The organism is Phycicoccus sp. Root101 (genome assembly GCF_001426245.1).
In the GTDB taxonomy this organism is placed as follows: Bacteria; Actinomycetota; Actinomycetes; order Actinomycetales; family Dermatophilaceae; genus Pedococcus.
In genome coordinates this window covers 104,293-129,739 of record NZ_LMCM01000001.1, presented here as the reverse complement: position 1 = coordinate 129,739, position 25,447 = coordinate 104,293, and the positions used below count along the sequence as shown (strand labels likewise).

Here is a 25,447-nt window from a genome sequence, read left to right as displayed (position 1 = left end):
GGTTTGGCCCTGCTTGCGCAGGATATCCGTGCCGGCGGGGGTCCGCGGCACGGGGCGGTAGCGTTCGGCCCATGAGCGACGCAGCCCTGAAGACCTCCCCCCTGCACGACCGGCACGTGGCGCTGGGCGCCAAGATGGCCGACTTCGGTGGCTGGGAGATGCCGATCGAGTACCCCGGAGGCGGCGTCGTCCGCGAGCACACCGCGGTGCGGTCGTCCGTCGGGATCTTCGACGTGTCGCACCTGGGCAAGGCCCGCGTCTCGGGTCCGGGGGCCCGCGACTTCGTCAACTCCTGCCTGACCAACGACCTCGGCCGGATCCACGAGGGCAAGGCGCAGTACACCCTGTGCTGCGACGACAACGGCGGGGTCGTCGACGACCTCATCGCCTACCTGCGCAGCGACGAGGACGTCTTCCTCATCCCGAACGCCGCCAACACCGCCGAGGTGGTCCGCCGCCTGGCCGACGCCGCCCCCGAGGGCATCGTGGTGGAGGACCTGCACGAGTCCTACGGCGTCATCGCCGTCCAGGGCACCAGGTCGGACGAGGTGCTCGACGCGCTCGGCCTGCCGACCGGGCACGAGTACATGTCCTTCGTCGAGACCGACTGGAACGGCCTGCCCGTCATCGTGTGCCGCACCGGCTACACCGGCGAGCGCGGCTACGAGCTCGTCCCCGCGTGGGACGTCGCCGCCCAGCTCTGGGACGCCCTCACCGAGGCGGCTGCCCCCTATGACGGGCTGCCCTGCGGCCTGGGCGCTCGCGACACCCTCCGGACCGAGATGGGGTACGCCCTGCACGGCCACGAGCTCTCCACCGAGATCACGCCCGTCCAGGCGCGCGTCGGCTGGGCGGTCGGCTGGAAGAAGGACGCCTTCTGGGGCAAGGACGCGCTGGTCGCCGAGAAGGCGGCCGGCCCCGAGCGGGTGGCGTGGGGCCTGCTCGCGACCGGCCGCGGCATACCGCGGGCGCAGTGTGCGGTGAAGGTGGACGGCGCGGTCGTCGGCGAGGTCACGTCCGGGACGTTCAGCCCGACCCTGAAGAACGGCATCGCGCTCGCCCTCCTCAAGCCGACGGTCGCCGAGGGCGACGACGTCGTCATCGACGTCCGCGGGCGCGAGGTCACCGCCACCGTGGTCAAGCCGCCGTTCGTGACGGTCGACGTCCGCGAGGGCTGACGGGAGGGGGGCCGGTATGGCGTCGCACGAGTACCGCGCGCAGGTCCGGTGGGACGGCTCCACCGGTGTCGGCTACCGCGACTACCCGCGGGCGCACTCGGCGTTCCTGCCGCCGGCGACCGACGGGCTCGACCTGTCGGCCGACCCACACTTCCGCGGCGACGCGGACCTGCCCAACCCCGAGCAGCTGCTCGTCCTCGCTGCCTCGTCCTGCCAGCTGCTGTCGTTCCTCGCGGTGGCGGCCAGGGCGAAGGTCGACGTCGTCGGGTACTCCGACGAGGCGACGGGGGAGATGCCGCAGGACGTGACGCCGCAGCGGATCACCCGCATCGTGCTGCGGCCCGTGGTCACCGTGGCGGGGACGGTCACCGACGAGGAGGTCGAGCGGTTGCTGCACGAGGCGCACGAGCAGTGCTACATCGCGAACTCCCTCACCACCGACGTCGTCGTCGAGCCCGAGGTCCGTCGCGCCTGACCCCCGGCGCGCCTGACCCCTGGCGCGCCTGACCCCGCCCGCGGGCGCCCCTGCCGTGACCACTGCCGAGCCCCGTCAGGGGCGGGCCAGCGCCGCGACGAGCGAGGCGACCGTGAGGTACGGCGCCGGGCGCACGACCTTGGCGACCTGCGGGGCGAATGCGGGGGAGTCGAGCAGCACGGTCACCGCCGCACCGTCGGCCACGACCTCGCCCTCGGCGAGGACGACGACGCGGTCGGCCACCTCGGCCGCGAGCTCGACGTCGTGGGTGGCGACGAGCACGGCGACGCCGCGTGCGGCGAGCTCGCGCAGGACGCCCACCAGCCGGGCCTTGGCGCCGTAGTCGAGGCCCCGGGTGGGCTCGTCGAGCAGCGTCAACGGTGCCCGGCGGGCCAGGACGGTGGCGAGGGACAACGCCATGCGCTGGCCCTGGGAGAGGGCGCTGACCGGACCGTCGAGCGTCGCCCCCGGCGCCAGCCGCACGAACACCTCGGCACTGCCGTCCACGGCCGCCAGAACCGCGGAGACGGTGCAGTCGGTGTCGGCCCCGACGAGGGCGGCCACCGTGGCTGCCGGGTCCTGGGTCGACAGCGCGACGGCTCCGGCGCCGTCGTGGCGCACCCGCCCCGCCGACGGCTGCAGGTCGCCCGCGAGGGCGTGCAGGAGGGTCGACTTCCCGGCGCCGTTGCGCCCCATCAGGGCGACGACCTCGCCGCGGGCGAGGGCCAGGTCCACCCCGCGCAGGGCGACGGTGTCGCCGCGCAGCACCCCGAGGCCGCGGGCCTCGACCAGGGGCGACGGCCCGCCCGGGGCCGGACGAACCGCCGGGGCCACGGGCGACCCGACGAGCGGTGGCCCGTGGGGGGACGAGCCGTCGAGGGAGCCCCGCAGGTCGCGGGCCGCGCGACGGGCGTCCCGGACGGACAGGGGCAACGGGTCCCAGCCGAGGTTGCGACCCAGGTCGACCAGCGGCGGGTGGATGGCCGAGCGGGCCATCGCGTCGGCGGTGTCGAGCAACGGGCTGACGACGCCGTCGCCGACCAGCAGCACGGCGTCGGCGTGGTGGACGACCCGTTCGAGGCGGTGCTCGGAGACGAGGACGGTGACGCCGACGTCGTGCACCAGCCGGTGCAGCGTGGCGAGGACGTCCTCCGCCGCCACGGGGTCGAGCGCCGAGGTCGGTTCGTCGAGGACCAGCACCCGGGGACCGGTCACGAGGGCTGCGGCGATCGCCACCCGTTGCTGCTCGCCCCCGGAGAGGTCGACGAGGCGACGGCTGCGCAGCGGGGTGAGGCCGAGCAGGTCGAGGGTCTCCTCGATGCGGCGCCGGCCACCGTGCGGGTCGCCCGCCGACGCGCTCACGTGGCGCCCGACCTCGGCCTCGACGGTGTCGGTGGAGAACCCCGTCGCCGGGTCCTGCGGCACCCACCCGACGAGGGCGGACAGCGTCGTCTGGTCGCAGGTGCGCGGGTCCGTCCCGTCGACGTCGACCCGGCCCGCCGTCACGGCGGTGCGGGCGTGCCCGACGTCGGCGAGGGTGCGCAGGAGGGTCGTCTTGCCCGACCCCGTGGGGCCGACGACGAGCACGAGCTCACCCTCGGGGACGCTCACGGTGACGTCCCGCAGGGCCTGCTGCGCGCCATACGCCAGGCGCACACCCTCGAGGACGATCACAGTGCCCGACCGTTGCACCGGCGCCCACGGGTGTCAAAGCCGCCACCGGGCGTGCTGTCGCGGCAGCCGCCTACAGTGGCGCCATGAGCGAAGCGTGGACGTGGACCTATCTCGACGCCGATGGCAAGGAGCTGACCGGCGAGGAGCTCGTGACGACGGCGTTCCCGTCCCAGTCCGACGCGGAGAACTGGTTCGGCGAGAGCTGGCACGAGCTCGGCGACGCGGGGGTCGACGCCGTCGTCCTGCACCGCGAGGGTGTCGTCGTCTACGGGCCGATGAGCCTGCGCGCCGCCGAGTAGGGCGCGGCGCGGGTCAGCCGACCGGGGAACCGTCAGGCCGGGTACTCGCCGCGCTTGGCGAGGGCGCGCGGCATGCGCGAGCGACGGATCTGGAAGCCGCGCATCACGGCGTACATGGCCAGCCCGCGGCCGACCTTGTCCGCACCGAACTTCGCCACGAGCTTCTTCTTCAGGCCCCGCCACATGAACCACGAGTCGATCGCGGCGGCGAGCAGGAGGCCGTAGACGCCGACCGAGACGATGAGGAAGACCGCCGGCACCCGCACGAACGACAGCGCCAGCACGAGGATCATCACCGGGAGCATGAACTCGCCGACGTTCCAGCGGGCGTCGACGTGGTCGCGGATGTAGCGGCGGACCGGACCCTTGTCACGAGCCGGGAGGTGGGCGTCGTCGCCGGTCGCCATGGCCTGGCGCTGCAGGAGCTGGGCCTCGCGACGCTTGGCGCGGTCGAGGTTCTTGGCCTCCTTGCGGTCGGCGACGACCAGCGGGCGACGGTTGGCCGCCTCCTGGTCCCTGCGCTTGGGCGTGGGCCGGTTCTTGGCGCCCTCGCGGTGCTCGCGCGCGATGGTCTCGGCCTGCTGGTCGTTGAGGGTCTTGCTGCGTCCAAACACGTGCTCACTGTATGCCGTGCGCCTGGGTTCCCCGGAATCGCGACGGCGTGCGCGCTCCCGTTAGGCTCGCCGCCGTGACCGACGACGTTCTGAGCCCCGACCAGGTTTCCGCCCTCAAGGCCACGGTGGCCGACCTCATGCCCGGCCTGCGCGCCGACCTGGAGGCACTGACCCGCATCCCCAGCGTCAGCCTCGACGCCTTCGACCAGGCCCACGTCGAGGCCAGCGCCGAGGCGACCGCCGAGCTGCTCCGCGCCGAGGGGCTGGAGGTGGAGATCGTCCGCGAGGGCGGTCGTCCGGCGGTGATCGCCCACGTCGACGGGCCCGAGGGTGCGCCGACGGTGATGCTCTACGCCCACCACGACGTGCAGCCCCCCGGCGACGACAAGGACTGGGACAGCGCTCCGTTCGAGCCGACCGAGCGTGACGGACGCCTCTACGGGCGCGGCGCCGCCGACGACAAGGCCGGGATCATGGCCCACCTCGCCGCCCTGCGCGCCCACCGCGGGCGGCTGCCCGTGGGCGTGACGGTGTTCGTCGAGGGCGAGGAGGAGATCGGCTCCGACTCGCTCCCCACCATCCTCGAGCGGCACGGGGAGAAGCTGCGCGCGGACGCGATCGTCCTCGCCGACTCGACCAACTGGGCCATCGGTGAGCCGGCCCTCACCACGACGCTGCGCGGCCTGATCCGGGTCGTGGTGACCGTGACCACCCTCGACCACGGCATCCACTCCGGCATGTTCGGCGGCGCCGTCCCGGACGCGATCACCGCGCTGGTGCGGCTGCTCGCGACCCTGCACGACGACGCCGGCGACGTTGCGATCGCGGGCCTGCGGTCGGGCACCGCCAGCGACCTCGACTTCGACGAGGCGCGCCTGCGTGAGGAGTCCGGCCTGCTCGACGGGGTCGAGGTCATCGGCACCGGTTCGCTGCTCGACCGCATCTGGGCCAAGCCCACGGCCACGGTCATCGGAATCGACGCCCCCTCCGTGGCGAAGTCCTCGAACACCCTCGTGCCCACCGCGAGCGCCAAGGTCTCCATCCGCCTCGCTCCCGACGAGGTCCCCCTCGACGCGTATGCCGCGGTGCAGCGCCACGTCGAGGCGAACATCCCGTGGGGCGCCAAGGTGGAGGTCCACCTCGACGACCAGGGTGCCGGGTTCGCCGCCGACGCCGACGGGCCGGTCTACGACCAGACGCGGGCCGCGTTCACCGACGCCTGGGGTGTCGAGCCGGTGGACATCGGCGTGGGGGGCTCGATCCCGTTCGTCGCCGCGTTCGCCGAGAAGTTCCCGCAGGCGGCGATCCTCGTCACCGGCGTGGAGGACCCCGACACCAGGGCGCACGGCGCGAACGAGTCGCTGCACCTCGGGGAGTTCGAGAAGGTCTGCGTGGCCGAGGCGATCCTTCTGGCCAGGCTGGGCGCCCTGCCGCGCTGACCGGAACCGGTTAGGTTCAGGGCATGGCGCAGAGCAAGGGTTACGTCGAGCCGTCGTTCGAACGCGACACCCGCTACATCAACGACCGCATCACCACGACCGGCGACGGTGAGGGGGAGTGGCCCGTCGAGCCGGGGCGGTACCGCCTCGTCGCGGCCCGGGCCTGTCCCTGGGCGAACCGCACGATCATCGTCCGGAGGCTGCTCGGGCTGGAGGACGTCCTCTCGCTCGGGCTGTGCGGGCCGACCCACGACCAGGACAGCTGGACGTTCGACCTCGACCCCGGCGGCGTCGACCCGGTGCTCGGCATCCCGCGGCTCAAGGACGCCTACGAGGCGCGCCAGCCCGGGTACCCGCGGGGCATCACCGTCCCGGCGATCGTCGAGGTCGAGAGCGGCAAGGTCGTCACCAACGACTTCGCCCAGATGACCCTCGACTTCTCGACGCAGTGGCGCCAGCACCACCGTGACGGCGCCCCGGACCTCTACCCCGAGGCGCTGCGCGAGGAGATGGACGAGGTGATGAAGCGCGTCTACACCGAGGTCAACAACGGCGTGTACCGCTGCGGCTTCGCCGGGACGCAGGAGGCGTACGACCAGGCGTACGACCGGTTGTTCACGGCCCTGGACTGGCTGGAGAACCGGCTCGCGGACCGCCGCTACCTCATGGGCGACACGATCACCGAGGCCGACGTGCGCCTGTTCACGACGCTCGCGCGGTTCGACCCGGTCTACCACGGGCACTTCAAGACCAACCGCTCCAAGCTGAGCGAGATGCCGGTCCTGTGGGCCTACGCGCGCGACCTCTTCCAGACGCCCGGGTTCGGCGACACGACCGACTTCGCCCAGATCAAGCGGCACTACTACGTCGTGCACCACGACATCAACCCCACCGGCATCGTGCCGGCAGGGCCCGACCTGTCGGGCTGGCTCACGGACCACGGTCGTGAGGCGCTCGGCGGCAGCCCGTTCGGCGACGGGACCCCTCCTGGTCCGGTCCGCGACGGCGAGGCCGTGGCTGCCGAGGGGCGGGCGTGAGCGTCCGGGAGCACGACGTCGTCGTCTACGGGGCCACGGGCTTCGTGGGGCGGCTGCTGGCCGCCTACCTCGCCGAGCACGCGCCCCTCGGGACGAGGGTGGCCCTCGCCGGTCGTTCGCGGGCCAGGCTCGAGGAGGTCCGTCGCGGGCTCCCCGCCGCTGCGCGTGACTGGCCGGTGGTCGTGGCCGATGCCGCCGACGAGGACGCGCTGCGCGCCCTGGCGGAGTCCACCACCGTCGTCGCCACGACCGTGGGTCCCTACCTGCGCTACGGCCTGCCCCTGGCCCGCGCCTGTGCCGGGGCGGGTACCCACTACGCGGACCTGACCGGCGAGATCCTGTTCGTGCGCAAGGCGATCGACGAGTGCGACGCGGTGGCCAGGTCCAGTGGTGCGCGCATCGTCACCGCCTGTGGTTACGACTCCGTGCCGTCCGACCTCGCCGTCCACTTGCTGCACGAGCGTGCGCGGCACGACGCTGCCGGAGGCCTGCTCGACACCACGCTGCACGCTCGGGCGAAGGGTGGCGTGAGCGGTGGCACCGTGGACTCCTCCCGGGCCCAGCTCGAGGCCGTCGCGACGGACCGCCGGGCCGTGAAGACGCTGTTCGACCCCTACTCCCTGAGCCCCGACCGCAAGGCCGAGCCGGACCTGGGCAAGCAGCGCGACCCCATGTCCGTCTTCCGTGACGCCGACACCGGCGACTGGGTCGGGCCCTTTGTCATGGCGAGCTTCAACTCACGGATCGTGAGGCGCAGCAACGCCCTTCGTGAGCACGCCTACGGTCGTCGCTTCCGCTACCGCGAGCTCAGCGCCTATGGCGACGGGTTCGTCGCCAGGCAACGTGCGAACGTCTTCACCGCCGGGCTGGGTCTGGCGATGAAGGCGATGGCGGACCCGCGGACCCGTCCCGTCTTCGACCGCCTCGCGCCCTCGCCGGGCGAGGGCCCCAGCGAGAAGGCCCGTCGCAGCGGCTGGTTCTCGATGAAGGTGCGGACCACGACCGAGACCGGTCGCCGCTACCTCGCCACCGTGACCGCCCAGGGAGACCCGGGGTATGCCGCGACGACGGTCATGCTCGGGGAGGCCGCCCTGTGCCTGGCCCTGGACGGCGACCGTCTGCCGCCGGCGGCCGGGGTGCTCACCCCCGCCACGGCCATGGGGGACGCGCTGGTCAACCGCCTGCGCGCCCGCGACTTCACCCTGCGGGTCGAGGAGATCCCGGGCGCCTGAGGGGACGTCCCCCGGGTGGTGCGGACGCGGCACCCGGGGTCGGCTGTCAGGGGAGGCAGCCGCGAACCGATAGGGTGGTGCCACCGGCCCGCACAGTTCTGCCTCGGGCCGTGGCACGTGATCAAGCTCTTGCGCTGCGAACCCATGTCGGTTTCGCGCCGGGCGGAACACCCCTTTGACTGCTCTGGAGTACCCCTGTGTCTGTCGACACCACCTTCCCGAGCCTCGGCGTCCCCGACGCCCTGGCTTCCGTCCTCGCGGCTCGCGACATCACCGTCCCGACCCCCATCCAGACCGCGACCCTGCCCGACTCGCTCGCCGGTCGCGACGTCCTCGGCCGCGGCCGCACCGGGTCCGGCAAGACCTACGCGTTCCTGCTGCCGATGCTGGCCCGGTTGTCCGCGTCGAACGCCCCGCGCCAGTCGCGCCGGCCTCGTGCGCTGATCCTGGCCCCGACGCGTGAGCTCGTCACCCAGATCCAGGCCGCCATGGCCCCGCTCGCCGAGCCGCTCGGCATCTCCTCGGTCACCATCTTCGGTGGCGTCGGCCAGAACCCGCAGGTGTCCGCGCTCCGCAAGGGCGTCGACGTCGTGCTCGCCTGCCCCGGACGCCTCGAGGACCTGCTCCAGCAGGGCGCCCTCACCCTCGACGGCATCGAGGTCACCATCCTCGACGAGGCCGACCACATGGCCGACCTCGGCTTCCTTCCCGGTGTGAAGCGCATCCTCGACAAGACGCCCCGGAACGGCCAGAAGCTGCTGTTCTCGGCGACGCTGGACGCCGGCATCGACGTCATCGTCAAGCGCTACCTGTCCAATCCCGTGACGCACCAGGCTGATTCGGCGCAGTCGCCGATCTCGACCATGGCGCACCACATCTTCCACGTGCACCGCGACGCCCGCCTCGAGGTGCTCCTCGACCTGACCTCGGCCCCGGGCCGCAAGGTCGTCTTCACCCGTACCAAGCACGGTGCCAAGAAGCTGGCCAAGCAGCTCAACGCCTCCGGCGTCCCGGCGGTGGAGCTGCACGGCAACCTCGGCCAGGGTGCGCGTGACCGCAACATGGCGGCCTTCCACGAGGGCAAGGCCTCCACGCTGGTGGCCACGGACATCGCGGCCCGCGGCATCCACGTCGACGACGTCGCGCTCGTCATCCACGCGGACCCGCCGGTCGAGCACAAGGCCTACCTGCACCGCTCGGGCCGCACCGCCCGCGCCGGCGCCGACGGCACCGTCATCACGCTCATGACCGACGACCAGGTCGCCGACGTGCGCGTCCTCACGAACAAGGCCGGGATCCGCGCCAAGACCACGAGGCTTGGCCTCGGTCACCCCATGCTCCTCGAGGTCGCCCCGGGCGAGCGCGTCACGACCGGCCCGCTCGTCCTCACCACCCCGACCCAGCCCTCGGGCGGGTCCGGCGGCGGACAGTCCCGTCGTGGCGGCTCCGGCCGCTCCGGTGGCGGCGCCCGTTCGGGCGGGGCCCGCTCCGGCGGCCCGCGCACCGGTGAGGGCGCGCGCTCCGGGGACGGCGCCCGGTCCGGTGGTGGCCGCCGCGGTGGTCGTCCGGCCGGTGCCGCGGACTCGACCGGCGGCCCGCGTTCGGGCAGCAGTCGCTCCGGGGGCCAGGGCTCGGCAGGTGGCCAGCGGTCCGGCGGGCAGCGCTCCGGCGGTCGCCCGGCCGGTGGGTCGACCCCGACCTACTCGACGTCCACCGGTGGAGCGGCAGGCTTCTCCGCGGGCAGCAGGCCCGGCGCGCGCCGGGGTCGCTGACCTCACGGCACGGCACCACCTCGCCTGACGGGGACCAGCGCACGATGCTGGTCCCCGTCACGGTGTCGCCCCTGCGACTCCGTGACGGGGACCATGCCCCCCTGTGGTGGTCTCCGGTCCGGGATGAGTCGGACCGGGGCGCCCCCTGTGCTCTGTGCCGGCGTCACGCCCCTCCCGCGCGACGCCGGTGGTCCTACAGCCGGTACCTCCAGACCTCTCCGCCGCCCGGGCAGACCGAGCAGGTGGAGACGTAGGCCGAGCCGTCACGGATCGCCAGGCCGTAGGGCGCGGGCAGGTCGTCGGCGACGACCTTGTGCGCGCCGGTCCGCGAGACCTGCAGCAGCGAGCCCGACGGCAGCGCGTCACCGACGGCCAGCAGCCCGGTGTCGGCGAGCTGCACGGCATACAGCCGGCCGTGGCGGTCGAAGGCCAGGCTGGTGACGTTGGTCAGGCCGGTGGCCCACACGGTGGGGGCCTGGCCCTTGACGACGCGGTAGATGTTGGCGTGGCCCACGGGGAACGGGAAGCCGGTGAGCTGGCTGACGTACCAGGCGCCGTCAGGGCCACGGACGACCGCGGTGGGTACCGCCTGCGACGGGATCATCGTCCCGGGAGGCAGCCCGAGGAACGGCGGTGCCTCGGCGAGCTGGTCCTGGAAGACCGCTGTCGTGGTGACCTTCCCGTGCTTGACGGTGAGCAGGTCGTTCCCGCCGGCATCGGTCACCACGAAACCGGAGCCCGACCGCTCCACCGAGCTCGGGTTGCTGTCGGGGTCGTGGATCGGGTTGGCCGTGGCCTCGTGCGCGGCCAGGTCGGCGAGCGTGGTCGTCCACCCGGAGCCCTCGCGGGCCAGCTGGAGGGTGCCCAGGCGGGCCGCCGAGTCGGGCAGTCCGTCGCGGGCCGCGGGAGGTGCGCCGAGGCCGACGAGCACGGCGAGCCGTCGCCCGCCGAGCGCCACGACGTCGGACGGGCCGATGGCACTCGTGCCGTCCGGTGCGGCCAGTGACGGCAGCCCCGTGACCACGCGGGTCTGGTGGCCGCGCTTGCCGATCTTGGTGACGGCTCCGGACGTGCCCAGGCACGCCTGACCCTCCGGCCCGGCGATGCACGGTCCGGCGCCCCCGCGGCCCGCCTCTGCGACGTAGACGTCACCGCGGCCGGTGACGGTGAGCTGGCGTGGGTTGTCCAACCCCGAGGCGACCCTCGTCGGGCCCTTGGCGCCGTGGTGGTCGTCGTGCGCGCCTGCGGGTCCGGCGGTCGCGCCGACCGTCCCGGCGGCCAGGGCTGCGCTGGCCGCCCAGGTCACGAGGACCCGGCGGCGGTATCGTCCGATGCTGCTGGTGGTGGTCATACGGTGACTCCCTGCGGTAGGAATCCCTGCAAGTCACCCAGTGTGTTGATCTGTGAACGAGGTCGCCTCCCGCACGAGGACTAGTCCACGTGCGGACCGGGACTAGTCCTTGTGGGTCTCCCCGGGCAGCGCGAGCATCTGGTCGAGGGCGATGCGGGCGTGGTGCGCGACGTCGGGGTCCACGCGGATCGGGTTGACGACCCGACCCTCGACGAGCGACTCGAGCGTCCAGACGAGGTGGGGCAGGTCGATCCGGTTCATCGTCGAGCAGTAGCAGACGTTCTTCTCGAGGAACGCGATCTGCTGCTTCGGGAACATCGTCGCGAGCCGGCGCACGAGGTTGAGCTCGGTGCCGACCACCCACGAGGTCCCGTCGGGGGCGGCCGCGATGGTCTTGATGATCTTCTCCGTGGAGCCCACCTCGTCGGCTGCCTCGACGACCTCGTGGCGGCACTCGGGATGGACGATGACCTTGACGCCCGGGATGTCGCGACGAGCCTGCTCGACGGCCTCGAGGCTGAACCGGCCGTGCACGGAGCAGTGCCCGCGCCACAGGATCATGGTGGCGTCCTGCAGCTCCTGGCGGGTCAGGCCGCCCATCGGCTGGTGCGGGTCGAACACCACGCAGCCGTCGAGGGAGCCCCCGAGGTCGCGCACGAAGGTGTTGCGCCCCAGGTGCTGGTCCGGCAGGAAGAGCACCTTGCCCCCCTCGCCCTTCTCCGCCAGGGCCCACTCCAGGGCGGTCCTCGCGTTGGAGGACGTGCAGATCGTGCCGCCGTGGCGACCGGTGAAGGCCTTGATCGCCGCGGACGAGTTCATGTACGTCACCGGCACGGTCCGGTCGGCGACGCCGGCCTCGACGAGGTCCTCCCAGGCGTCCTCGACCTGCCGGATCGCAGCCATGTCCGCCATCGAGCAGCCGGCCGCGAGGTCGGGCAGGATCACCGTCTGCTGGTCACTGGTGAGGATGTCGGCCGACTCCGCCATGAAGTGCACACCGCAGAAGACGATGTAGGGGGCGTCCGGTCGCGCCGCCGCGTCCTTGGCGAGCTTGAACGAGTCGCCGGTGACGTCCGCGAACTCGATGACCTCGTCACGCTGGTAGTGGTGGCCGAGGACGAAGACCCGGTCGCCCAGCGCCTCCTTCGCCGCTCGCGCGCGCTCGACCAGGCCGGGGTCGGACGCGGCCGGCAGGTCGCCCGGGCACTCCACCCCGCGCTCGCTGTGCAGGTCCCGGCCACGACCGAGGACCAGCAGGGGCAGTGGCGTGGTGGGGGAGGCGTCCGTCGAGGTGCTCACGCCCAGATCGTATGCCGTGGGCCGACGTGCAGCCGACTCACACCTGACCCCCAGCCTCCTGTCAGGCGTCCGGCGCAGGCTGCCCCCATGGGTGGGCCGTGCACGCGCCGCGCGTCGGGGAGTCCGCCGTGTCCCTGACGTCGACGACGCTGCCCGTCGTCCTCGCGCTGGCTGCGGCCGCGGTCTTCGCCCTGCTGGCGTCCGGGCGTCCCCGGGTGAGGCGGCCCTGGGCCGCCACCGGTGCCCGCGCAGCCGGCCTCCTCGTGCTCAACGTGCTCGTCGTCGCCCTCGTCGGCGCCGAGCTGAACGACCACTTCGACTTCTACGTCAGCTGGTCCGACCTCGCCGGTGCGCAGGCGGCGACCACGGTGACGCACCACGGGGCCACCGCCCGGTCCGCCGCCTCCACCCGGCTGCCGTCCGGGCTGCGCCCCGCCACGAGCCTCCCCGCCCTGCCGAGCCCCGGGGAACGGGTCCAGCACTACACCGTGACCGGCGCGCGGAGCGGGGTGCGTGGCCAGGTCGACGTCCTCCTCCCCGCGGGCTACTCGACCGCGACGGCCACGAGCTACCCCGTCCTCGAGGCCCTGCACGGCTACCCCGGCACCACCGACTCCTGGCTCACCGGGATGGGCGTGGAGGGAGCGTTGGACCGGGCCGTCGCCGACCACTCGATCAAGGATGCCGTCGTCGTGCTCCCGCAGATCAACCTGCCGTATGCCGTGGACTCGGAGTGCGTCGACGGTCCGGCGGGCACGCCGCAGGTGGAGACCTGGCTCGCCCACGACGTGCCGCAGTTCGTGGTGGACCACTTCAGGGTCCGGACCGACAGGTCGTCGTGGGCCGTGGCCGGGTACTCGGAGGGCGGCTGGTGCGCCGCGATGCTGGGGCTGCGCCACCCCGCGGTCTTCGGGGGTGACATCGTCTTCAGCGGTTCGTTCACCCCGGAGTTCAGCCGTGGCTACCGACCGTTCGGGTCGAGGGTCCCGGGCCGCTACCAGCTGGCCGCGGTCGTGCGCCGCGACCCGCCCCCTCTGGCGATGTGGGTGCAGGCCAGCAAGAAGGACGGCTACGCCTACCCGCCGACGGCGGCGTTCCTCAAGTCGGTCAGGGCGCCGCTGTCGGTGACGACCGACCTGCTGAAGACCGGCGGGCACCGCGAGCAGCTCTGGGCGGGGGAGCTCCCGACGGCCCTGAGCTGGCTCGGACGCAGCGTGCCCGGCTTCTCGCCCTGAGCGGACCGTGGGGGCCCGTACGCTCGGCGCATGGACGACACCGCGACCCTGGCCGCGCTGCGCGGGGCCACCACCGCGATGGCCGGGACGGTGGCCGGGCTCGATGCCGCTGCGCCCGTGCCGACCTGCCCGGGCTGGGACGTCACCAGCCTCGTCGACCACCTGGGCCGGGTGCACCTCTGGGCGGAGGCGGCGGTCCGCACCGGAGCGTCGCCGGAGCCCTACCCGAGGCGGGACCGTGACCGGGCGCTCGGCGACTGGTACGCCGACAGCGCCGCCCTCCTCGTTCAGACGCTGGCCGGACGGGACCCCGACGAAGCGGCGTGGAGCTTCTCCGCCGTCCCGCACCACGGGACGGTGCGGTTCTGGCGGCGCCGCCAGCTGCACGAGACCACCGTCCACCACGTCGACGCCCTCGTCGCTGCAGGGGCGCTCGACCTGTCAGGGCGCGTGGATGCCGTGGCGGGGTTGTCAGCCACCGAGGCCGCCGACGGCGTGGACGAGGTGCTCGAGGTGTTCGTTCCCAGGGTGCTGGTGCGCCGGGCGGACGAGCCACCGGAGGTCGTCGTGCCGGCACCGCACCCGGTCGCCCTCGCCTGCAGCGATGTCGACGCCTCGTGGACGCTGCGGTTGGTCGACGGCGTCCCCGTGGTGCGCCCGGGGGTCGGCGGCGATGCGGTCGCGCTCGTCCGTGGACCGGCGACCCACCTGTACCTCTCGCTCTGGCACCGCGCCGACGCGGGGGTGCTCGAGGTCGAGGGGGACGGGGCAGCGGCGAGTCGCCTCCTGGGCGCCTCGCTCGTGCCCTGAGGCCGGGTCTGGCCTAGAGGGGGTGGATCTTGGTGCTGTTGAGGGCCACGCTCACGGTGCTGGCACCGAAACGGACCTCCATGCGGTCACCGATGATCCGGACGACCGAACCCAGGCCGTGCCGGTCGTGGGTGACCCGGTCGTCGACCGCGAAGTCGTGCAGCTCGGGTGCCGGCTTCGCCTGGAAAGGGCTGTTCTTCAGGACGGGCTTCTTGGCGGGCTGTCGGGGGCGCATCAGTCCAGTGTCCTCCTATTTGGCGTGTCCTGGGGACCGCCGTGCCGTCCGATCAGCGCCTTTCCGGCCGGCTACCCTGCTTTTCGGGGCGCCGACGAGCTCCTGACCTGCGCAGATGGGCTCCCCTGACGGTCGTGGGGCTGGTCAGCACTTCTCCCGGTGACCGGGCGACGACGGCCTGGGGGCGGCGGTGCAGAACGAGACGTGGAGGCCGAGGTCCTGCTGGGAACCGACGCCCGGGGCGTGGCCGTCGGCATCGCTGCCACAATGCCCGTGTGCACGTCGTCATCGCCCCGGACTGCTTCACCGGCACCCTCACGGCCCAGCAGGCCGCCGAGGCGATGGCTGCGGGGTGGCGACGGACCGCACCGCACGACCTGCTCACGCTCATGCCCTTGTCCGACGGCGGCCCGGGGTTCCTCGACGTCCTCGCCGCGGCCATTCCCGAGGCCCGCACCCTGGCCGTCACCGTCGCCGACCCGTTGGGCCGCGAGGTACCCGCCGCGATCCTGCTCGTCGACGGCGAACCCGGCCCGACGGCATACCTCGAGTCGGCGCAGGCTGCGGGCCTGCACCTGCTCGCCGCCGACGAACGCAACCCCGCCGTGACGAGCACGTGGGGGGTCGGGCAGCTGCTCGACGCGGCCCTGGCCGCAGGGGCGACCCGTATCGTCGTCGGCCTCGGGGGCAGCGGCACCAACGACGGGGGAGCGGGCCTGCTCGCGGCCCTCGGCGTGGGTGGGCCCTCCGAGCTCGCGCGCGGGGGCATGGCGCTCGCGGACCTCGCCGACGACGCCCTGACCGGGCTCGAGGACGTGCGTCGCAAGCTCGCCGGGGTCGAGCTCGTCCTCGCCAGCGACGTGGAGTCCCCGCTGCTCGGGCTCCAGGGTGCCTCGGCGGTGTTCGCCCCGCAGAAGGGTGCGTCGCCGGAGCTGGCCCAGGCCCTCGAGGGTGCGCTGGGGCGGTATGTCGAGGTGGTGCGCCGGACCCTCCCCGAGACCACCGACCTGCTCACGGGGAAGCCGCTGCGGCTCGACAAGCAGCCGGGTGCCGGTGCGGCGGGCGGGCTCGGTTACGCCCTCTACCTGCTGGGCGGACGCCGGGTCAGCGGCGTCACGGAGGTGCTCACGGCCGTCGGGCTGCGTGACGTCCTCGCGGCCGCCGACCTCGTGGTCACGGGGGAGGGCAGCTTCGACTGGCAGAGCCTGCAGGGCAAGGTCGTTGCCGGGGTCGCCGAGCTGGCCCTGGAGACGGCCACGCCGAGCGTCGTCATCGCCGGCCAGACCCTGGTGGGGCGCCGGGAGGCGATGACCCTGGGGCTCTCCGGGACGTATGCCGTGGCCGAGTCGGCGCGCGAGGTGGAGGCCGCGATGGCCGACCCCGTCGGGACCCTCGCGGCGCGCGCTGCCCGGGTGGCGGCCACCTGGTCCCCCCAGCGGTGACCACGACGTACAGTGGTGAGCAGCGGGTGGGAACATATCCCGCAGACCGTGGGTTGGCAGAGATGGTCAGCCGACCCCCGACCACCGACATGAAGGACGTTCCACGATGAGTGTTCAGGACCAGACCGCTCCGGCCACCACCACGGCACCTGCCGAGGCCGCCGAGACGACCCACGGCGTCCTCCTCTCCGACGTCGCCGCTGCCAAGGTCAAGTCGCTGCTCGAGCAGGAGGGTCGTGACGACCTGCGCCTGCGCGTCGGCGTCCAGCCCGGCGGTTGCTCGGGCCTGATCTACCAGCTCTACTTCGACGAGCGCACCCTCGACGGTGACCTCGTCCGTGACTTCGACGGTGTCGAGGTCGTCGTCGACCGCATGAGCGCTCCGTACCTCGAGAACGCCAGCATCGACTTCGCGGACACCATCGAGAAGCAGGGCTTCACGATCGACAACCCCAACGCCGGCAGCTCCTGCGCCTGCGGCGACTCCTTCAGCTGATCGGCTGCTGAGTCACCGCGGCACCTGCCGCGCGACCGAACGGGCCCCCGCCACCGGTGGGGGCCCGTTCGTCGTCAGCGGTACTCGGGGTTGGGGTGCTCCTCGTAGTCGAACCGCGCGCCCGCGTCCCACTCGGTGCGCTGGTTGCCGCCCACGGGGAAGCCGCCGGCAGCCTTGAACATCGCGGCGAGGTGCATGAGGTTCCAGGTCATGAACGTCGTGTTCCGCTTCGTGAACTCGTTGTCCGGGCCACCGCTGCCGGGGTCGAGGTACGACGGTCCGGGCCCGGCCTCGCCGATCCACCCGGCGTCGGCCCCCGGCGGGATCGAGTACCCGATGTGCTGCAGGCTGTAGAGGATGTTCGACGCACAGTGCTTGATGCCGTCCTCGTTGCCGGTGATGATCGCGCCGCCGACCTTCCCGTAGTAGACGTACTGGCCCATGGCGTTGGTCATCGAGGACCCGGCGTACAACCGCTCGATGACACGCTTGGTCACGGACGAGTTGTCGCCGAGCCAGATCGGCCCGGCGACGACGAGGATGTCGGCCTCGACGATCCGGGAGAACAGCAGCGGCCACTCGTCGCGGTCCCAGCCGTGCTCGGTCATGTCGAGGTAGACGCCGGTCGCGATGTCGTGGTCGACGGCTCTGATGAGCTGCACCTCGACCCCGTGCCGGCTCATGATCGCCGCGCTCGCGTCGACGAGGCCCTGCGTGTGGCTCTGCTCGGGGGAGCGCTTGAGGGTGCAGTTGACGAACACCGCGCGCAGGCCCGTGAAGTCGTGCTGGAGGTCGGTCATGGCAGGCATGCTCCTCCGCCGGGGCCGGGTGGGGCAATGGGTGCCGGGTGGGTGGTGACCGGGTAGGTTTCCCGATTGTGCAGATAGCCATCACCGGGTCCATCGCCACCGACCACCTCATGACCTTCAAGGGCAGGTTCCGCGACTCCCTCGTCGTCGAGCAGCTCGACAAGGTCTCGCTGTCGTTCCTCGCCGACGACCTCGAGGTCCGACGCGGAGGGGTCGCCGCCAACATCGCCTTCGGCATGGCGGGCCTGGGTCAGCGGCCGATCCTCGTCGGCGCCGTGGGCGAGGACTTCGCCGACTACCGCAGCTGGCTCGAGCGGCACGGCGTCGACTGCGCCTCGGTGCACGTCTCGGACTCCAAGCACACGGCCCGCTTCGTCTGCACCACCGACGAGGACATGGCCCAGATCGCGACGTTCTACGCCGGGGCGATGAGCGAGGCCCGGGCGATCGAGCTCGGCCCGATCGCCGACCGGGTGGGCGGCCTCGACCTCGTCGTGGTCGGGGCGAACGACCCGGAGGCGATGCTGCGCCACACCCGCGAGTGCCGCTCCCGCGGCATACCCTTCGCCGCCGACCCCAGCCAGCAGCTGGCGTTCGCCGACGGCGACACGATCCGCCAGCTCATCGACGGCGCGGACTACCTGCTCACGAACGAGTACGAGGCCGCCCTCACCTCGCAGAAGACCGGCTGGAGCCCCGAGGAGATCGCCGACCGCGTCACGACGCGCGTCATCACCAAGGGCAAGGACGGGGTGACCATCGAGCGCCGCGGTGAGGAGCCGCTCGAGGTCCACGTCGCCCGCGAGGTGCGGCGTGCGGACCCGACCGGCGTCGGCGACGCCTTCCGCGCCGGGTTCCTCACCGGCCTGGCCGCCGACCTCGGGCTGCGGCACGCCGCCGAGCTCGGGTCGATGCTGGCCACCTATGTCATCGAGACGATCGGCACGCAGGAGTACACCCTCGGCAAGCGCAGCTTCCTGCAGCGCCTCGCCGACGCCTACGGCCAGGAGTCCGCCGACGCCATCGAGCCGCACATCTCCTGCATCGCCCCCTAGCCCGTGAGCGAACCCATCGAACCGCTCCCGACACCCTGGGAGTTCGACCTCACGGAGGTCGACGACGGCGAGGACCTCGTCGCCGTCGGGGGAGACCTGCGCGCCGGCACCCTGCTCGAGGCCTACCGCAGCGGGCTGTTCCCCATGGGGTTGGGGGAGCACGGCGACCGGCCGATGGGCTGGTGGTCGCCGGATCCGCGGGGGGTGCTGCTCCCCGGTGGGGTGCACGCGAGCCGTTCGCTGCGGAAGTCGTTGCGGCAGTTCGAGATGCGGGTGGACACGGCGTTCGGCGAGGTGGTGGCGGCCTGCGCCGACCCCAGCCGTGAGGGGCGGTGGATCACCCCGGAGATCGTCGACGCGTACACCGAGCTGCACGCCCTCGGCTGGGCCCACAGCATCGAGACCTGGCGCGACGGCGAGCTCGTCGGGGGTCTCTACGGGATCGCGGTCGGCGGGCTGTTCGCGGGGGAGTCGATGTTCCACCGCGTCACCGACGCCTCCAAGGCCGCTGTCCTCGCCATGGCCGGGTACGTCTTCGCCGACGGCGACGACCGGCGGATCATCGACGTGCAGTGGTCCACCGACCACCTCAGCACCCTGGGGGTCGTCACGGTGTCCCGGCGCGACTACCTGGAACGCCTCGGACGTGCGATGGAGCTGCAGCCCCCCACCTTCGGCGCCTAGGGCACCTCAGCCCGGTGCGACCACCCGCACCACGTATGCCGTGTGGTCGCCCCGGGGACCGTCCTCGCGGCCGTCATCGCCCTCGGCCACCTCGCGGCTGCCGAGGTACTCCTGCCCGCGCATCCGGCACCACGCCGGGACGTCCGCGGCGGCTGCCGGGTCGGTCGCCCACACCTCGACGACCGTGCCGGGCTCGAGGTCGCGGACGTGCTGGGCCAGCCGGATCACGGGCAGCGGGCAGCGCAGCCCGCGCGCGTCCACGACGACGGCGGCCCTCACAGGTGGGTGGCCCCCAGCTCGGCGCGGACGGCGGCGACCACCGGGGCGATGCGGGACGCGAAGGCGCGGACGTCGCGCTCGCGGTCGGAGGCGACGGCCGCGAGGGGAAGGGTGATCCGCGTGTTGCCGTGGGTCAGCACGCCCATCGCCGCGAGCACGTGGCTCGGCTCGAGGGTGCTCGAGGTGCAGGCCGACCCGGAGCCGACGGCGAAGCCGTGCCGGTCGAACTCGCGGACGAGGGCCTCGCCGTCCGCGTACAGCGCGGAGAACGTGAGCACGTGGGGCAGCCGGTCGACCGGGTCGCCGACGACCTCGACGTCGGTGACGCCCGCAGCGACGGCCCTCAGCTCGTCGACGAGGGCGAAGGCCTCCGCGGCGTCCGAGTCCCGGGTGGCCGCGGTCTGCTGCCAGGCCTCGGCGGCGGCCAGGGCGAGGGGGACCCACGGGAGGTGGCGGCTCGGGCCGTGCAGGGCCGCATCCGGGTCGGCGGGTCCGGGCAGGAGCCAGCGGGTGCGGTCGGGCACGACCAGGACACCGAGGCCACCCGGGCCGCCCCACGACGTCGCGTCGCCGGCGAGCACGTCGAAGGCCCGTGGTGGAGCCACGCGCCCCAGGGACGCCTGGGCGTCGACGCCGAGCGGCACCCCCGCCGCACGACAGGCCTCGTGCGCCGGGCCGAGGGGCTGCAGCGTGCCGACCTCGCCGTTGGCGTGCTGCAGCAGGGCCGAGACGGTGCCGGGCACTGCCACCTCGCGGGCCCAGGCGTCGAGGTCCACCCGGCCGAGCCGGTCAACGGGGACGACGCGGGCCAGGGTCCGGTCGCCGGCCTGCGCGGCGTCGTGGCGGGCCGGCAGGAGCACGGCCGAGTGCTCGACCGCGGAGGTGACGACGCGGGCGCCACGGCGGCGCGCGGCATACGACAGGCCCTGGGCCATCCACCGCACCGCGGTGGGGCCGTCAGGGGCGAAGGTGACCTCCTCCGGGCGCACACCGAGGCCCTCGGCGAGGACGGCCCGGGCGTCGTCGAGCAGCCGGCGCGCCGTCCTGCCCTCGGCGTGCAGCCGCCTCGGGTCGGCCCACCCGGCGTCGACGGCGGCGGCCAGCGTCCGGGCCGCGACCGGGTGGAGCGGGCCGGGGGCGGCGTCGAGCACGGCCCGGCGACGGGGGCCGGCGCCGGGCTCGACGGGAGCCCCGGGAGGGGCCTCGGGGGAGGGGTTCGCCACACCTCGACGTTAGCCGCCCCCTGACCGGAACAGCTGTCCGGGCTGGAGTAGGGTTTGCGCTTGATGGCCCATCACTGTTTCGAAGAAGGTGCACCGTTGCGTCAGCTCGACGTCTCTGCGCCGCGCCCTCACCGGCAGCGGTCTGTTAGCAGGAGATCCGCCACCGGCGTAGGCCTGGCGATCACCACGCTCGTCCTGTCGGGGTGTGCCGGTCGCGCCCAGGACGGGTTCCTGCCGCGCGCGGTCACCGAGGGCGGTGAGCGCGTCACGTCCCTGTGGAACGGCGCGTGGATCGCGGCCCTCGCGGTGGGCGTCATCACCTGGGGTCTGATCCTCTGGTGCGTCGTGGCCTACCGGCGCAAGAAGGACGACACCGAGCTCCCGGTGCAGCTGCGCTACAACGTGCCGATGGAGATCCTCTACACCGTCGTCCCCGTCTTCATGATCGCGGTGCTCTTCTACTACACCGCCCGTGACGAGGCCGCACTGCTCGACACCTCCAAGCCCGCCGACGTGGTCGTCAACGTCGTGGGCAAGAAGTGGAGCTGGGACTTCAACTACGTCAAGGAGCAGACCTACGAGACCGGCACGCAGGCCGAGCTCACCGGTGAGCCGGGCGCGGAGGAGAGCCTCCCGACGCTCTACCTCCCCGTGGGCCAGCGCACCGAGTTCGTGCTGACCTCCCGCGACGTCATCCACTCGTTCTGGGTGCCGGCCTTCCTCCAGAAGCTCGACATGATCCCGGGCCGCGTCAACAAGTTCCAGGTCGTGCCCACCGAGGTCGGCACGTTCAAGGGCAAGTGCGCCGAGCTGTGCGGCGCCTACCACTCGCAGATGTTGTTCAACGTCAAGGTCGTCACACCGGCCGAGTACCAGGCGCACATCGCCGAGCTGAAGGCGCAGGGCAACACCGGTCAGCTCGACAACAGCCTCAACGTCAACAAGCTGATGAACGAGGACAAGAACCTCGTGCCTAGTGCAGGGAGCAACTGATGGCAGCCGCCACCGAGTCGACGGGGACGTACTTCCGTTCGACGGAGGCCACCGCGACGCGTCGGCTCACCAAGGGCCAGACCGTCGTGAAGTGGATGACGACGACCGACCACAAGGTCATCGGCAACCTCTACTTCATCACGTCGTTCATCTTCTTCATGTTCGGTGGGGTGCTGGCACTGCTCATCCGCGCCGAGCTGTTCCAGCCGGGCCTGCAGGTCGTCGACAACCCCGACCAGTTCAACCAGCTGTTCACGATGCACGGCACGATCATGCTGCTGCTGTTCGCGACGCCGCTGTTCGCCGGGTTCGCCAACGCGCTCATGCCGATCCAGATCGGCGCGCCTGACGTCGCGTTCCCGCGGCTGAACATGTTCGCCTACTGGCTCTACCTGTTCGGTGGCCTCATCGCCTCGGCCGGCTTCCTCACCCCGTCGGGTGCGGCGTCGTTCGGCTGGTTCGCCTACGCCCCGCTGTCCGACGCCTCCAACAGCCCCGGCCTCGGTGGCGACCTGTGGGTCTTCGGCCTCGCGCTCGGTGGTTTCGGCACGATCCTGGGTGCCGTCAACTTCATCACCACCATCATCTGCATGCGCGCGCCCGGCATGACGATGTTCCGGATGCCCATCTTCACCTGGACCATCCTCATCACGTCGCTGCTCGTGCTGATGGCCTTCCCGGTGCTCGCCTCCGCGCTGCTCGCGCTCGGCGCCGACCGCAAGTTCGGAGCCCACGTGTTCGACCCCGGGAACGGTGGTCCGATGCTGTGGCAGCACCTGTTCTGGTTCTTCGGGCACCCAGAGGTCTACATCATCGCGCTGCCGTTCTTCGGCATCATCTCCGAGATCCTGCCGGTCTTCTCGCGCAAGCCGATCTTCGGCTACAAGACCCTGGTCTTCGCGACGATCGGCATCGCGGCGCTGTCCGTGACGGTCTGGGCCCACCACATGTACGCCACAGGCCAGGTGCTCCTGCCGTTCTTCGCGGTGATGACGATGCTCATCGCCGTGCCCACGGGCGTGAAGTTCTTCAACTGGATCGGCACGATGTGGGGCGGCAAGCTGTCCTTCGAGACCCCGATGCTCTGGTCGATCGGCTTCCTCGTGACGTTCCTGTTCGGTGGCCTGACGGGCATCATCCTGTCCAGCCCCGCCCTGGACTTCCACCTCTCCGACAGCTACTTCGTCGTCGCGCACTTCCACTACGTCGTCTTCGGCACGGTCGTGTTCGCGATGTTCGCCGGGTTCTACTTCTGGTGGCCGAAGTTCACCGGGCGCATGCTCGACGAGACGCTCGGCAAGATCCACTTCTGGATGCTCTTCATCGGCTTCCACACGACCTTCCTCATCCAGCACGTGCTCGGCATCGACGGCATGCCCCGTCGCTACGCCGACTACCTGCCCGAGGACGGGTTCACCGTCCAGAACCAGATCTCGACCTTCGGCGCCTTCCTGCTGGCGGCCTCGACCCTGCCGTTCCTCTACAACGTGTGGAAGACGTGGCGCACCGCGCCGCTCGTCGAGACCGACGACCCGTGGGGGTATGGCGCCTCGCTCGAGTGGGCGACCTCCTGCCCGCCGCCGCGCCACAACTTCGACACCCTCCCGCGCATCCGCTCGGAGCGTCCGGCGTTCGACCTGCACCACCCCGAGGCGGCTCCCGCCGGTGGGCTGCAGGCCGACCCCGACACCCTGACGCGGATCATCGGGCCGGCCGAGGTCGGGGTGGGCGAGCACGCCCACGCCACCGGTTCGCTGGACCACGACAAGCACCCCCGGTTCCACGAGGAGCGCGACTGACCATGAAGATCGAGTACAAGCTCTTCGTCATCCTGGCCGCGTTCTTCGCCCCCGTGGGCCTGGCGTACGGCATCTTCACCCACTGGAAGGAGCCGGTCGGTCCCGCCGGGCTGTTCCTGTCCTCCGGTCTGGGCCTGATGATCGCCTTCTACCTCTGGGCGACCGCCCGGCGACTGCCGGAGCGCCCCGAGGACAACCCCAGCGGCGAGATCGCCGAGCAGGAGGGCGAGTACGGCTTCTTCAGCCCGCACTCCTGGTGGCCCCTGCCGCTGGCCGCTGCCGGTGCCGTCGTCTTCCTGGGCCTGGCCGTCGGCTGGTGGCTGTTCATCATCGGCGCCGCGTTCGGTGTCGTCGCCCTCGTGGGGTGGACCTTCGAGTACTTCAAGGGCCCGCACGCGGTCTGAACGGCACCTCCCGACCCTGCGCGTCCGACCGGCGCCCCTCCCGCTCGGCGGGCGGGGCGCCGTCGTCGTCCCGGTGGGAAGGTACGATGTGGGGGCGGCCCGAGGGGTGGCCGTGGCGGTCCAGGTGGGTCGCCGCTCTCCGAGGGGGCCCGGCACCTGCCAGGCCGATCAGCGTTGCGCAGCCGGGCTCGGTTGTTCCAACATCCCGGCTGCGTCGTCGCGGCCGACCACAGACCCGACACGACCGACAACCTCCAGCGGTCCTGCGGCGTCTGTCGAGCAGGGGCCCGTCCGATCGGCCCCTGGTGACGAAGCACGAGCAGGATGCGCGGCCCCGGCCGCGCACAGGGACACAGGGAGTTCACACGTGGTGCGTACGACACAGCGTTCGCGGGGCCTGATGGCAGTGGTGGGGGCCGTGGCGGCCGTCGCCCTGCTGGCCGGGTGCTCCGGCAACGCCGCCAGCCCGGCGACCGACCCCGTGGCCGGTAGCCCGTCGGCGAGCGGGAGCTCGTCGTCCAGCTCGTCGAGCACCACCACCAGCACGCCGGCCGAGCTCACGGTGACGCCCGCCGACGGCAGCACGGGCGTCAAGCCCGACCAGCCCGTCGTCGTCAAGGCCGTCAGCGGAGCCCTGGGCACCGTCTCGGTGACCGACGCCAAGGGCCGCAAGGTCGCAGGCACGGTCGCCGGCGACGGCACGTGGACGTCCACGGCCCGACTGGCTCCCAGCGCCTCCTACACCGTCACCGCGGCAGCCAAGGGCGAGGACGGCACGCCGTCCACCACGACCGCCAGGTTCTCGACCCTCAAGCCCAAGGTCACCGCCACGTACGGCATCCTCAACGCCGGCGCCACCGTCGGGGTGGGCATGCCCGTGGCGATCCAGTTCGACTCGGCGGTGACCACCGCCCAGCAGCGCGCGGACATCGAGAAGCGGGTCAAGGTCACGACGAACCCCAAGCAGGCCGGCGCATGGGGCTGGCTCGACAGCCGCCAGCTGATGTGGCGTCCGGCCAGCTACTGGAAGCCCGGCACGACGGTCACCGTCGCGGCACCCCTGACCGGCGTCCAGACCGGTCCCGACAAGTGGGTCGGCAACGACGACAACGCCAGCTTCACGGTCGGCTCTGCCATGGTCTCCACGGTCGACATCAAGGCGCACACCATGACCGTCCGCCGCGGCGGGCAGGTCATCAAGGTCATCCCCGTGAGCACCGGGCGTCCCGGCAAGCTCACCGAGACCCGCTCGGGCACCAAGGTCATCATCCGCAAGGAGGGGGAGGTCACCATGGACTCCACCACCATCGGGATCGCGAAGGGCAAGCCCGGGTACTACAAGATCGACACCAAGTGGAACCTGCGGGTCACCTGGACCGGTGAGTACCTGCACGCTGCACCGTGGTCGGTGGGCGCCCAGGGCAATTCCAACGTCAGCCACGGCTGCGTCAACATGTCCCTGGCGAACGCGCAGTGGATGTTCGAGAACTCCAAGGTCGGTGACATCGTGAAGTTCACCGGCTCCAACCGCCCGTTCCTGCCGACCGAGGGCATCGGCGTCTGGCAGTACTCGTACAAGGGCTGGAAGGCGCAGAGCGCCCTCGTGTGAAGGT

25 protein-coding genes are annotated in these 25,447 nt (G+C 72.2%); 17 read left to right on the top strand and 8 right to left on the bottom strand.

Going from position 1 to position 25,447, the window contains the following annotated elements:
• The first annotated feature begins 71 nt into the window (after positions 1-71).
• Positions 72-1,178 (top strand): glycine cleavage system aminomethyltransferase GcvT, encoded by a 1,107-nt coding sequence (gcvT, locus tag ASC58_RS00630; protein ID WP_056918072.1) that lies wholly within the window; start codon positions 72-74, stop codon positions 1,176-1,178.
• 16 nt (positions 1,179-1,194) lie between these two features.
• A complete protein-coding gene (locus ASC58_RS00625; protein WP_056918071.1) occupies positions 1,195-1,653 on the top strand; it encodes an OsmC family protein in 459 nt (152 codons plus the stop codon).
• Between the two features lie 75 nt (positions 1,654-1,728).
• Here the strand turns inward: ASC58_RS00625 and ASC58_RS00620 are convergent, their stop codons facing one another.
• Complete coding sequence (locus ASC58_RS00620) at positions 1,729-3,327, bottom strand: ABC transporter ATP-binding protein (protein ID WP_056918070.1); 1,599 nt, start codon at positions 3,325-3,327, stop codon at positions 1,729-1,731.
• Positions 3,328-3,410: 83 nt separating this feature from the next.
• On the opposite strand from ASC58_RS00620, the gene ASC58_RS00615 reads away from it, so the two are divergent.
• Positions 3,411-3,626, top strand: a complete 216-nt coding sequence (locus tag ASC58_RS00615; protein WP_056918069.1) for a hypothetical protein — start codon at positions 3,411-3,413, stop codon at positions 3,624-3,626.
• A gap of 32 nt (positions 3,627-3,658) precedes the next feature.
• Here the strand turns inward: ASC58_RS00615 and ASC58_RS00610 are convergent, their stop codons facing one another.
• Complete coding sequence (locus tag ASC58_RS00610) at positions 3,659-4,240, bottom strand: DUF3043 domain-containing protein (RefSeq protein WP_056914914.1); 582 nt, start codon at positions 4,238-4,240, stop codon at positions 3,659-3,661.
• A gap of 74 nt (positions 4,241-4,314) precedes the next feature.
• Here ASC58_RS00610 and ASC58_RS00605 point away from each other — a divergent pair, with 74 nt between their 5' ends.
• The 4 genes from ASC58_RS00605 (at position 4,315) to ASC58_RS00590 (ending at position 9,720) form a co-directional block, all read left to right on the top strand.
• Positions 4,315-5,679, top strand: a complete 1,365-nt coding sequence (locus ASC58_RS00605) for a dipeptidase (protein ID WP_056918068.1) — start codon at positions 4,315-4,317, stop codon at positions 5,677-5,679.
• Between the two features lie 23 nt (positions 5,680-5,702).
• Positions 5,703-6,716: a glutathione S-transferase family protein gene (locus ASC58_RS00600; RefSeq protein WP_056914912.1), complete on the top strand. Its 1,014-nt coding sequence runs from the start codon at positions 5,703-5,705 to the stop codon at positions 6,714-6,716.
• Positions 6,713-7,948 (top strand): trans-acting enoyl reductase family protein, encoded by a 1,236-nt coding sequence (locus ASC58_RS00595; protein ID WP_056918067.1) that lies wholly within the window; start codon positions 6,713-6,715, stop codon positions 7,946-7,948. The genes ASC58_RS00600 and ASC58_RS00595 overlap by 4 nt, the downstream gene beginning before the upstream one ends.
• 197 nt (positions 7,949-8,145) lie before the next feature.
• Positions 8,146-9,720, top strand: a complete 1,575-nt coding sequence (locus ASC58_RS00590; protein ID WP_056918066.1) for a DEAD/DEAH box helicase — start codon at positions 8,146-8,148, stop codon at positions 9,718-9,720.
• Positions 9,721-9,913: 193 nt separating this feature from the next.
• On the opposite strand, the gene ASC58_RS00585 is transcribed toward ASC58_RS00590, so the two are convergent.
• Together ASC58_RS00585 and nadA are read right to left on the bottom strand one after the other, a co-directional pair.
• Positions 9,914-11,071 (bottom strand): ScyD/ScyE family protein, encoded by a 1,158-nt coding sequence (locus ASC58_RS00585; protein WP_056918065.1) that lies wholly within the window; start codon positions 11,069-11,071, stop codon positions 9,914-9,916.
• Between the two features lie 102 nt (positions 11,072-11,173).
• On the bottom strand, positions 11,174-12,376 hold the full coding sequence (gene nadA, locus ASC58_RS00580; RefSeq protein ID WP_369796204.1) for a quinolinate synthase NadA: 1,203 nt from the start codon (positions 12,374-12,376) through the stop codon (positions 11,174-11,176).
• A gap of 92 nt (positions 12,377-12,468) precedes the next feature.
• On the opposite strand from nadA, the gene ASC58_RS00575 reads away from it, so the two are divergent.
• Together ASC58_RS00575 and ASC58_RS00570 are read left to right on the top strand one after the other, a co-directional pair.
• Complete coding sequence (locus tag ASC58_RS00575; protein ID WP_082552806.1) at positions 12,469-13,605, top strand: esterase family protein; 1,137 nt, start codon at positions 12,469-12,471, stop codon at positions 13,603-13,605.
• A 30-nt stretch (positions 13,606-13,635) separates the two neighbouring features.
• Entirely contained in the window at positions 13,636-14,415 is a 780-nt protein-coding gene (locus ASC58_RS00570; protein WP_056918062.1) for a maleylpyruvate isomerase N-terminal domain-containing protein, read from the top strand.
• 13 nt (positions 14,416-14,428) lie between these two features.
• On the opposite strand, the gene ASC58_RS00565 is transcribed toward ASC58_RS00570, so the two are convergent.
• Entirely contained in the window at positions 14,429-14,650 is a 222-nt protein-coding gene (locus tag ASC58_RS00565) for a hypothetical protein (RefSeq protein ID WP_056914905.1), read from the bottom strand.
• Positions 14,651-14,925: 275 nt separating this feature from the next.
• Here ASC58_RS00565 and ASC58_RS00560 point away from each other — a divergent pair, with 275 nt between their 5' ends.
• Together ASC58_RS00560 and ASC58_RS00555 are read left to right on the top strand one after the other, a co-directional pair.
• Positions 14,926-16,092, top strand: coding sequence for a glycerate kinase (locus ASC58_RS00560; RefSeq protein ID WP_056918061.1), 1,167 nt, complete (start codon positions 14,926-14,928; stop codon positions 16,090-16,092).
• Between the two features lie 106 nt (positions 16,093-16,198).
• A complete protein-coding gene (locus tag ASC58_RS00555) occupies positions 16,199-16,588 on the top strand; it encodes an iron-sulfur cluster assembly accessory protein (RefSeq protein ID WP_056914903.1) in 390 nt (129 codons plus the stop codon).
• Positions 16,589-16,662: 74 nt separating this feature from the next.
• Here the strand turns inward: ASC58_RS00555 and ASC58_RS00550 are convergent, their stop codons facing one another.
• A complete protein-coding gene (locus ASC58_RS00550; protein ID WP_157581326.1) occupies positions 16,663-17,388 on the bottom strand; it encodes a flavodoxin family protein in 726 nt (241 codons plus the stop codon).
• A 77-nt stretch (positions 17,389-17,465) separates the two neighbouring features.
• On the opposite strand from ASC58_RS00550, the gene ASC58_RS00545 reads away from it, so the two are divergent.
• Positions 17,466-18,452, top strand: a complete 987-nt coding sequence (locus ASC58_RS00545; RefSeq protein ID WP_056918060.1) for a carbohydrate kinase family protein — start codon at positions 17,466-17,468, stop codon at positions 18,450-18,452.
• Between the two features lie 3 nt (positions 18,453-18,455).
• Positions 18,456-19,136, top strand: a complete 681-nt coding sequence (gene aat / locus ASC58_RS00540; RefSeq protein ID WP_056914900.1) for a leucyl/phenylalanyl-tRNA--protein transferase — start codon at positions 18,456-18,458, stop codon at positions 19,134-19,136.
• A gap of 6 nt (positions 19,137-19,142) precedes the next feature.
• Here the strand turns inward: aat and ASC58_RS00535 are convergent, their stop codons facing one another.
• Both ASC58_RS00535 and ASC58_RS00530 read right to left on the bottom strand, forming a co-directional pair.
• On the bottom strand, positions 19,143-19,415 hold the full coding sequence (locus tag ASC58_RS00535; RefSeq protein ID WP_056914899.1) for a sulfurtransferase TusA family protein: 273 nt from the start codon (positions 19,413-19,415) through the stop codon (positions 19,143-19,145).
• Entirely contained in the window at positions 19,412-20,638 is a 1,227-nt protein-coding gene (locus ASC58_RS00530; protein WP_235529034.1) for a cysteine desulfurase family protein, read from the bottom strand. Before ASC58_RS00530 ends, ASC58_RS00535 begins: the two co-directional genes overlap by 4 nt.
• Before the next feature lie 96 nt (positions 20,639-20,734).
• On the opposite strand from ASC58_RS00530, the gene coxB reads away from it, so the two are divergent.
• The 4 genes from coxB to ASC58_RS00510 all read left to right on the top strand — a co-directional run bounded on the left by coxB (position 20,735) and on the right by ASC58_RS00510 (position 25,443).
• Entirely contained in the window at positions 20,735-21,631 is an 897-nt protein-coding gene (gene coxB / locus ASC58_RS00525) for a cytochrome c oxidase subunit II (RefSeq protein WP_056914898.1), read from the top strand.
• A complete protein-coding gene (gene ctaD, locus ASC58_RS00520) occupies positions 21,631-23,430 on the top strand; it encodes a cytochrome c oxidase subunit I (RefSeq protein ID WP_056914897.1) in 1,800 nt (599 codons plus the stop codon). Before coxB ends, ctaD begins: the two co-directional genes overlap by 1 nt.
• A 2-nt stretch (positions 23,431-23,432) precedes the next feature.
• A complete protein-coding gene (locus ASC58_RS00515) occupies positions 23,433-23,834 on the top strand; it encodes a cytochrome c oxidase subunit 4 (protein ID WP_056914896.1) in 402 nt (133 codons plus the stop codon).
• Between the two features lie 367 nt (positions 23,835-24,201).
• Positions 24,202-25,443, top strand: a complete 1,242-nt coding sequence (locus tag ASC58_RS00510; RefSeq protein WP_235529033.1) for an Ig-like domain-containing protein — start codon at positions 24,202-24,204, stop codon at positions 25,441-25,443.
• The last annotated feature ends 4 nt before the right edge of the window (positions 25,444-25,447 follow it).

Bases quoted from the DNA above. Each gene is read 5' to 3' on its own strand.
- ASC58_RS00515 (WP_056914896.1), top strand. From the start codon at position 23,433: ATGAAGATCGAGTACAAGCTCTTCGTCATCCTGGCCGCGTTCTTCGCC.
- ASC58_RS00570 (WP_056918062.1), top strand. From the start codon at position 13,636: ATGGACGACACCGCGACCCTGGCCGCGCTGCGCGGGGCCACCACCGCG.
- ASC58_RS00555 (WP_056914903.1), top strand. From the start codon at position 16,199: ATGAGTGTTCAGGACCAGACCGCTCCGGCCACCACCACGGCACCTGCC.
- ctaD (WP_056914897.1), top strand. From the start codon at position 21,631: ATGGCAGCCGCCACCGAGTCGACGGGGACGTACTTCCGTTCGACGGAG.
- gcvT (WP_056918072.1), top strand. From the start codon at position 72: ATGAGCGACGCAGCCCTGAAGACCTCCCCCCTGCACGACCGGCACGTG.
- ASC58_RS00615 (WP_056918069.1), top strand. From the start codon at position 3,411: ATGAGCGAAGCGTGGACGTGGACCTATCTCGACGCCGATGGCAAGGAG.
- ASC58_RS00550 (WP_157581326.1), bottom strand. From the start codon at position 17,388: ATGACCGACCTCCAGCACGACTTCACGGGCCTGCGCGCGGTGTTCGTC.
- ASC58_RS00565 (WP_056914905.1), bottom strand. From the start codon at position 14,650: ATGCGCCCCCGACAGCCCGCCAAGAAGCCCGTCCTGAAGAACAGCCCT.
- ASC58_RS00625 (WP_056918071.1), top strand. From the start codon at position 1,195: ATGGCGTCGCACGAGTACCGCGCGCAGGTCCGGTGGGACGGCTCCACC.
- ASC58_RS00585 (WP_056918065.1), bottom strand. From the start codon at position 11,071: ATGACCACCACCAGCAGCATCGGACGATACCGCCGCCGGGTCCTCGTG.
- ASC58_RS00600 (WP_056914912.1), top strand. From the start codon at position 5,703: ATGGCGCAGAGCAAGGGTTACGTCGAGCCGTCGTTCGAACGCGACACC.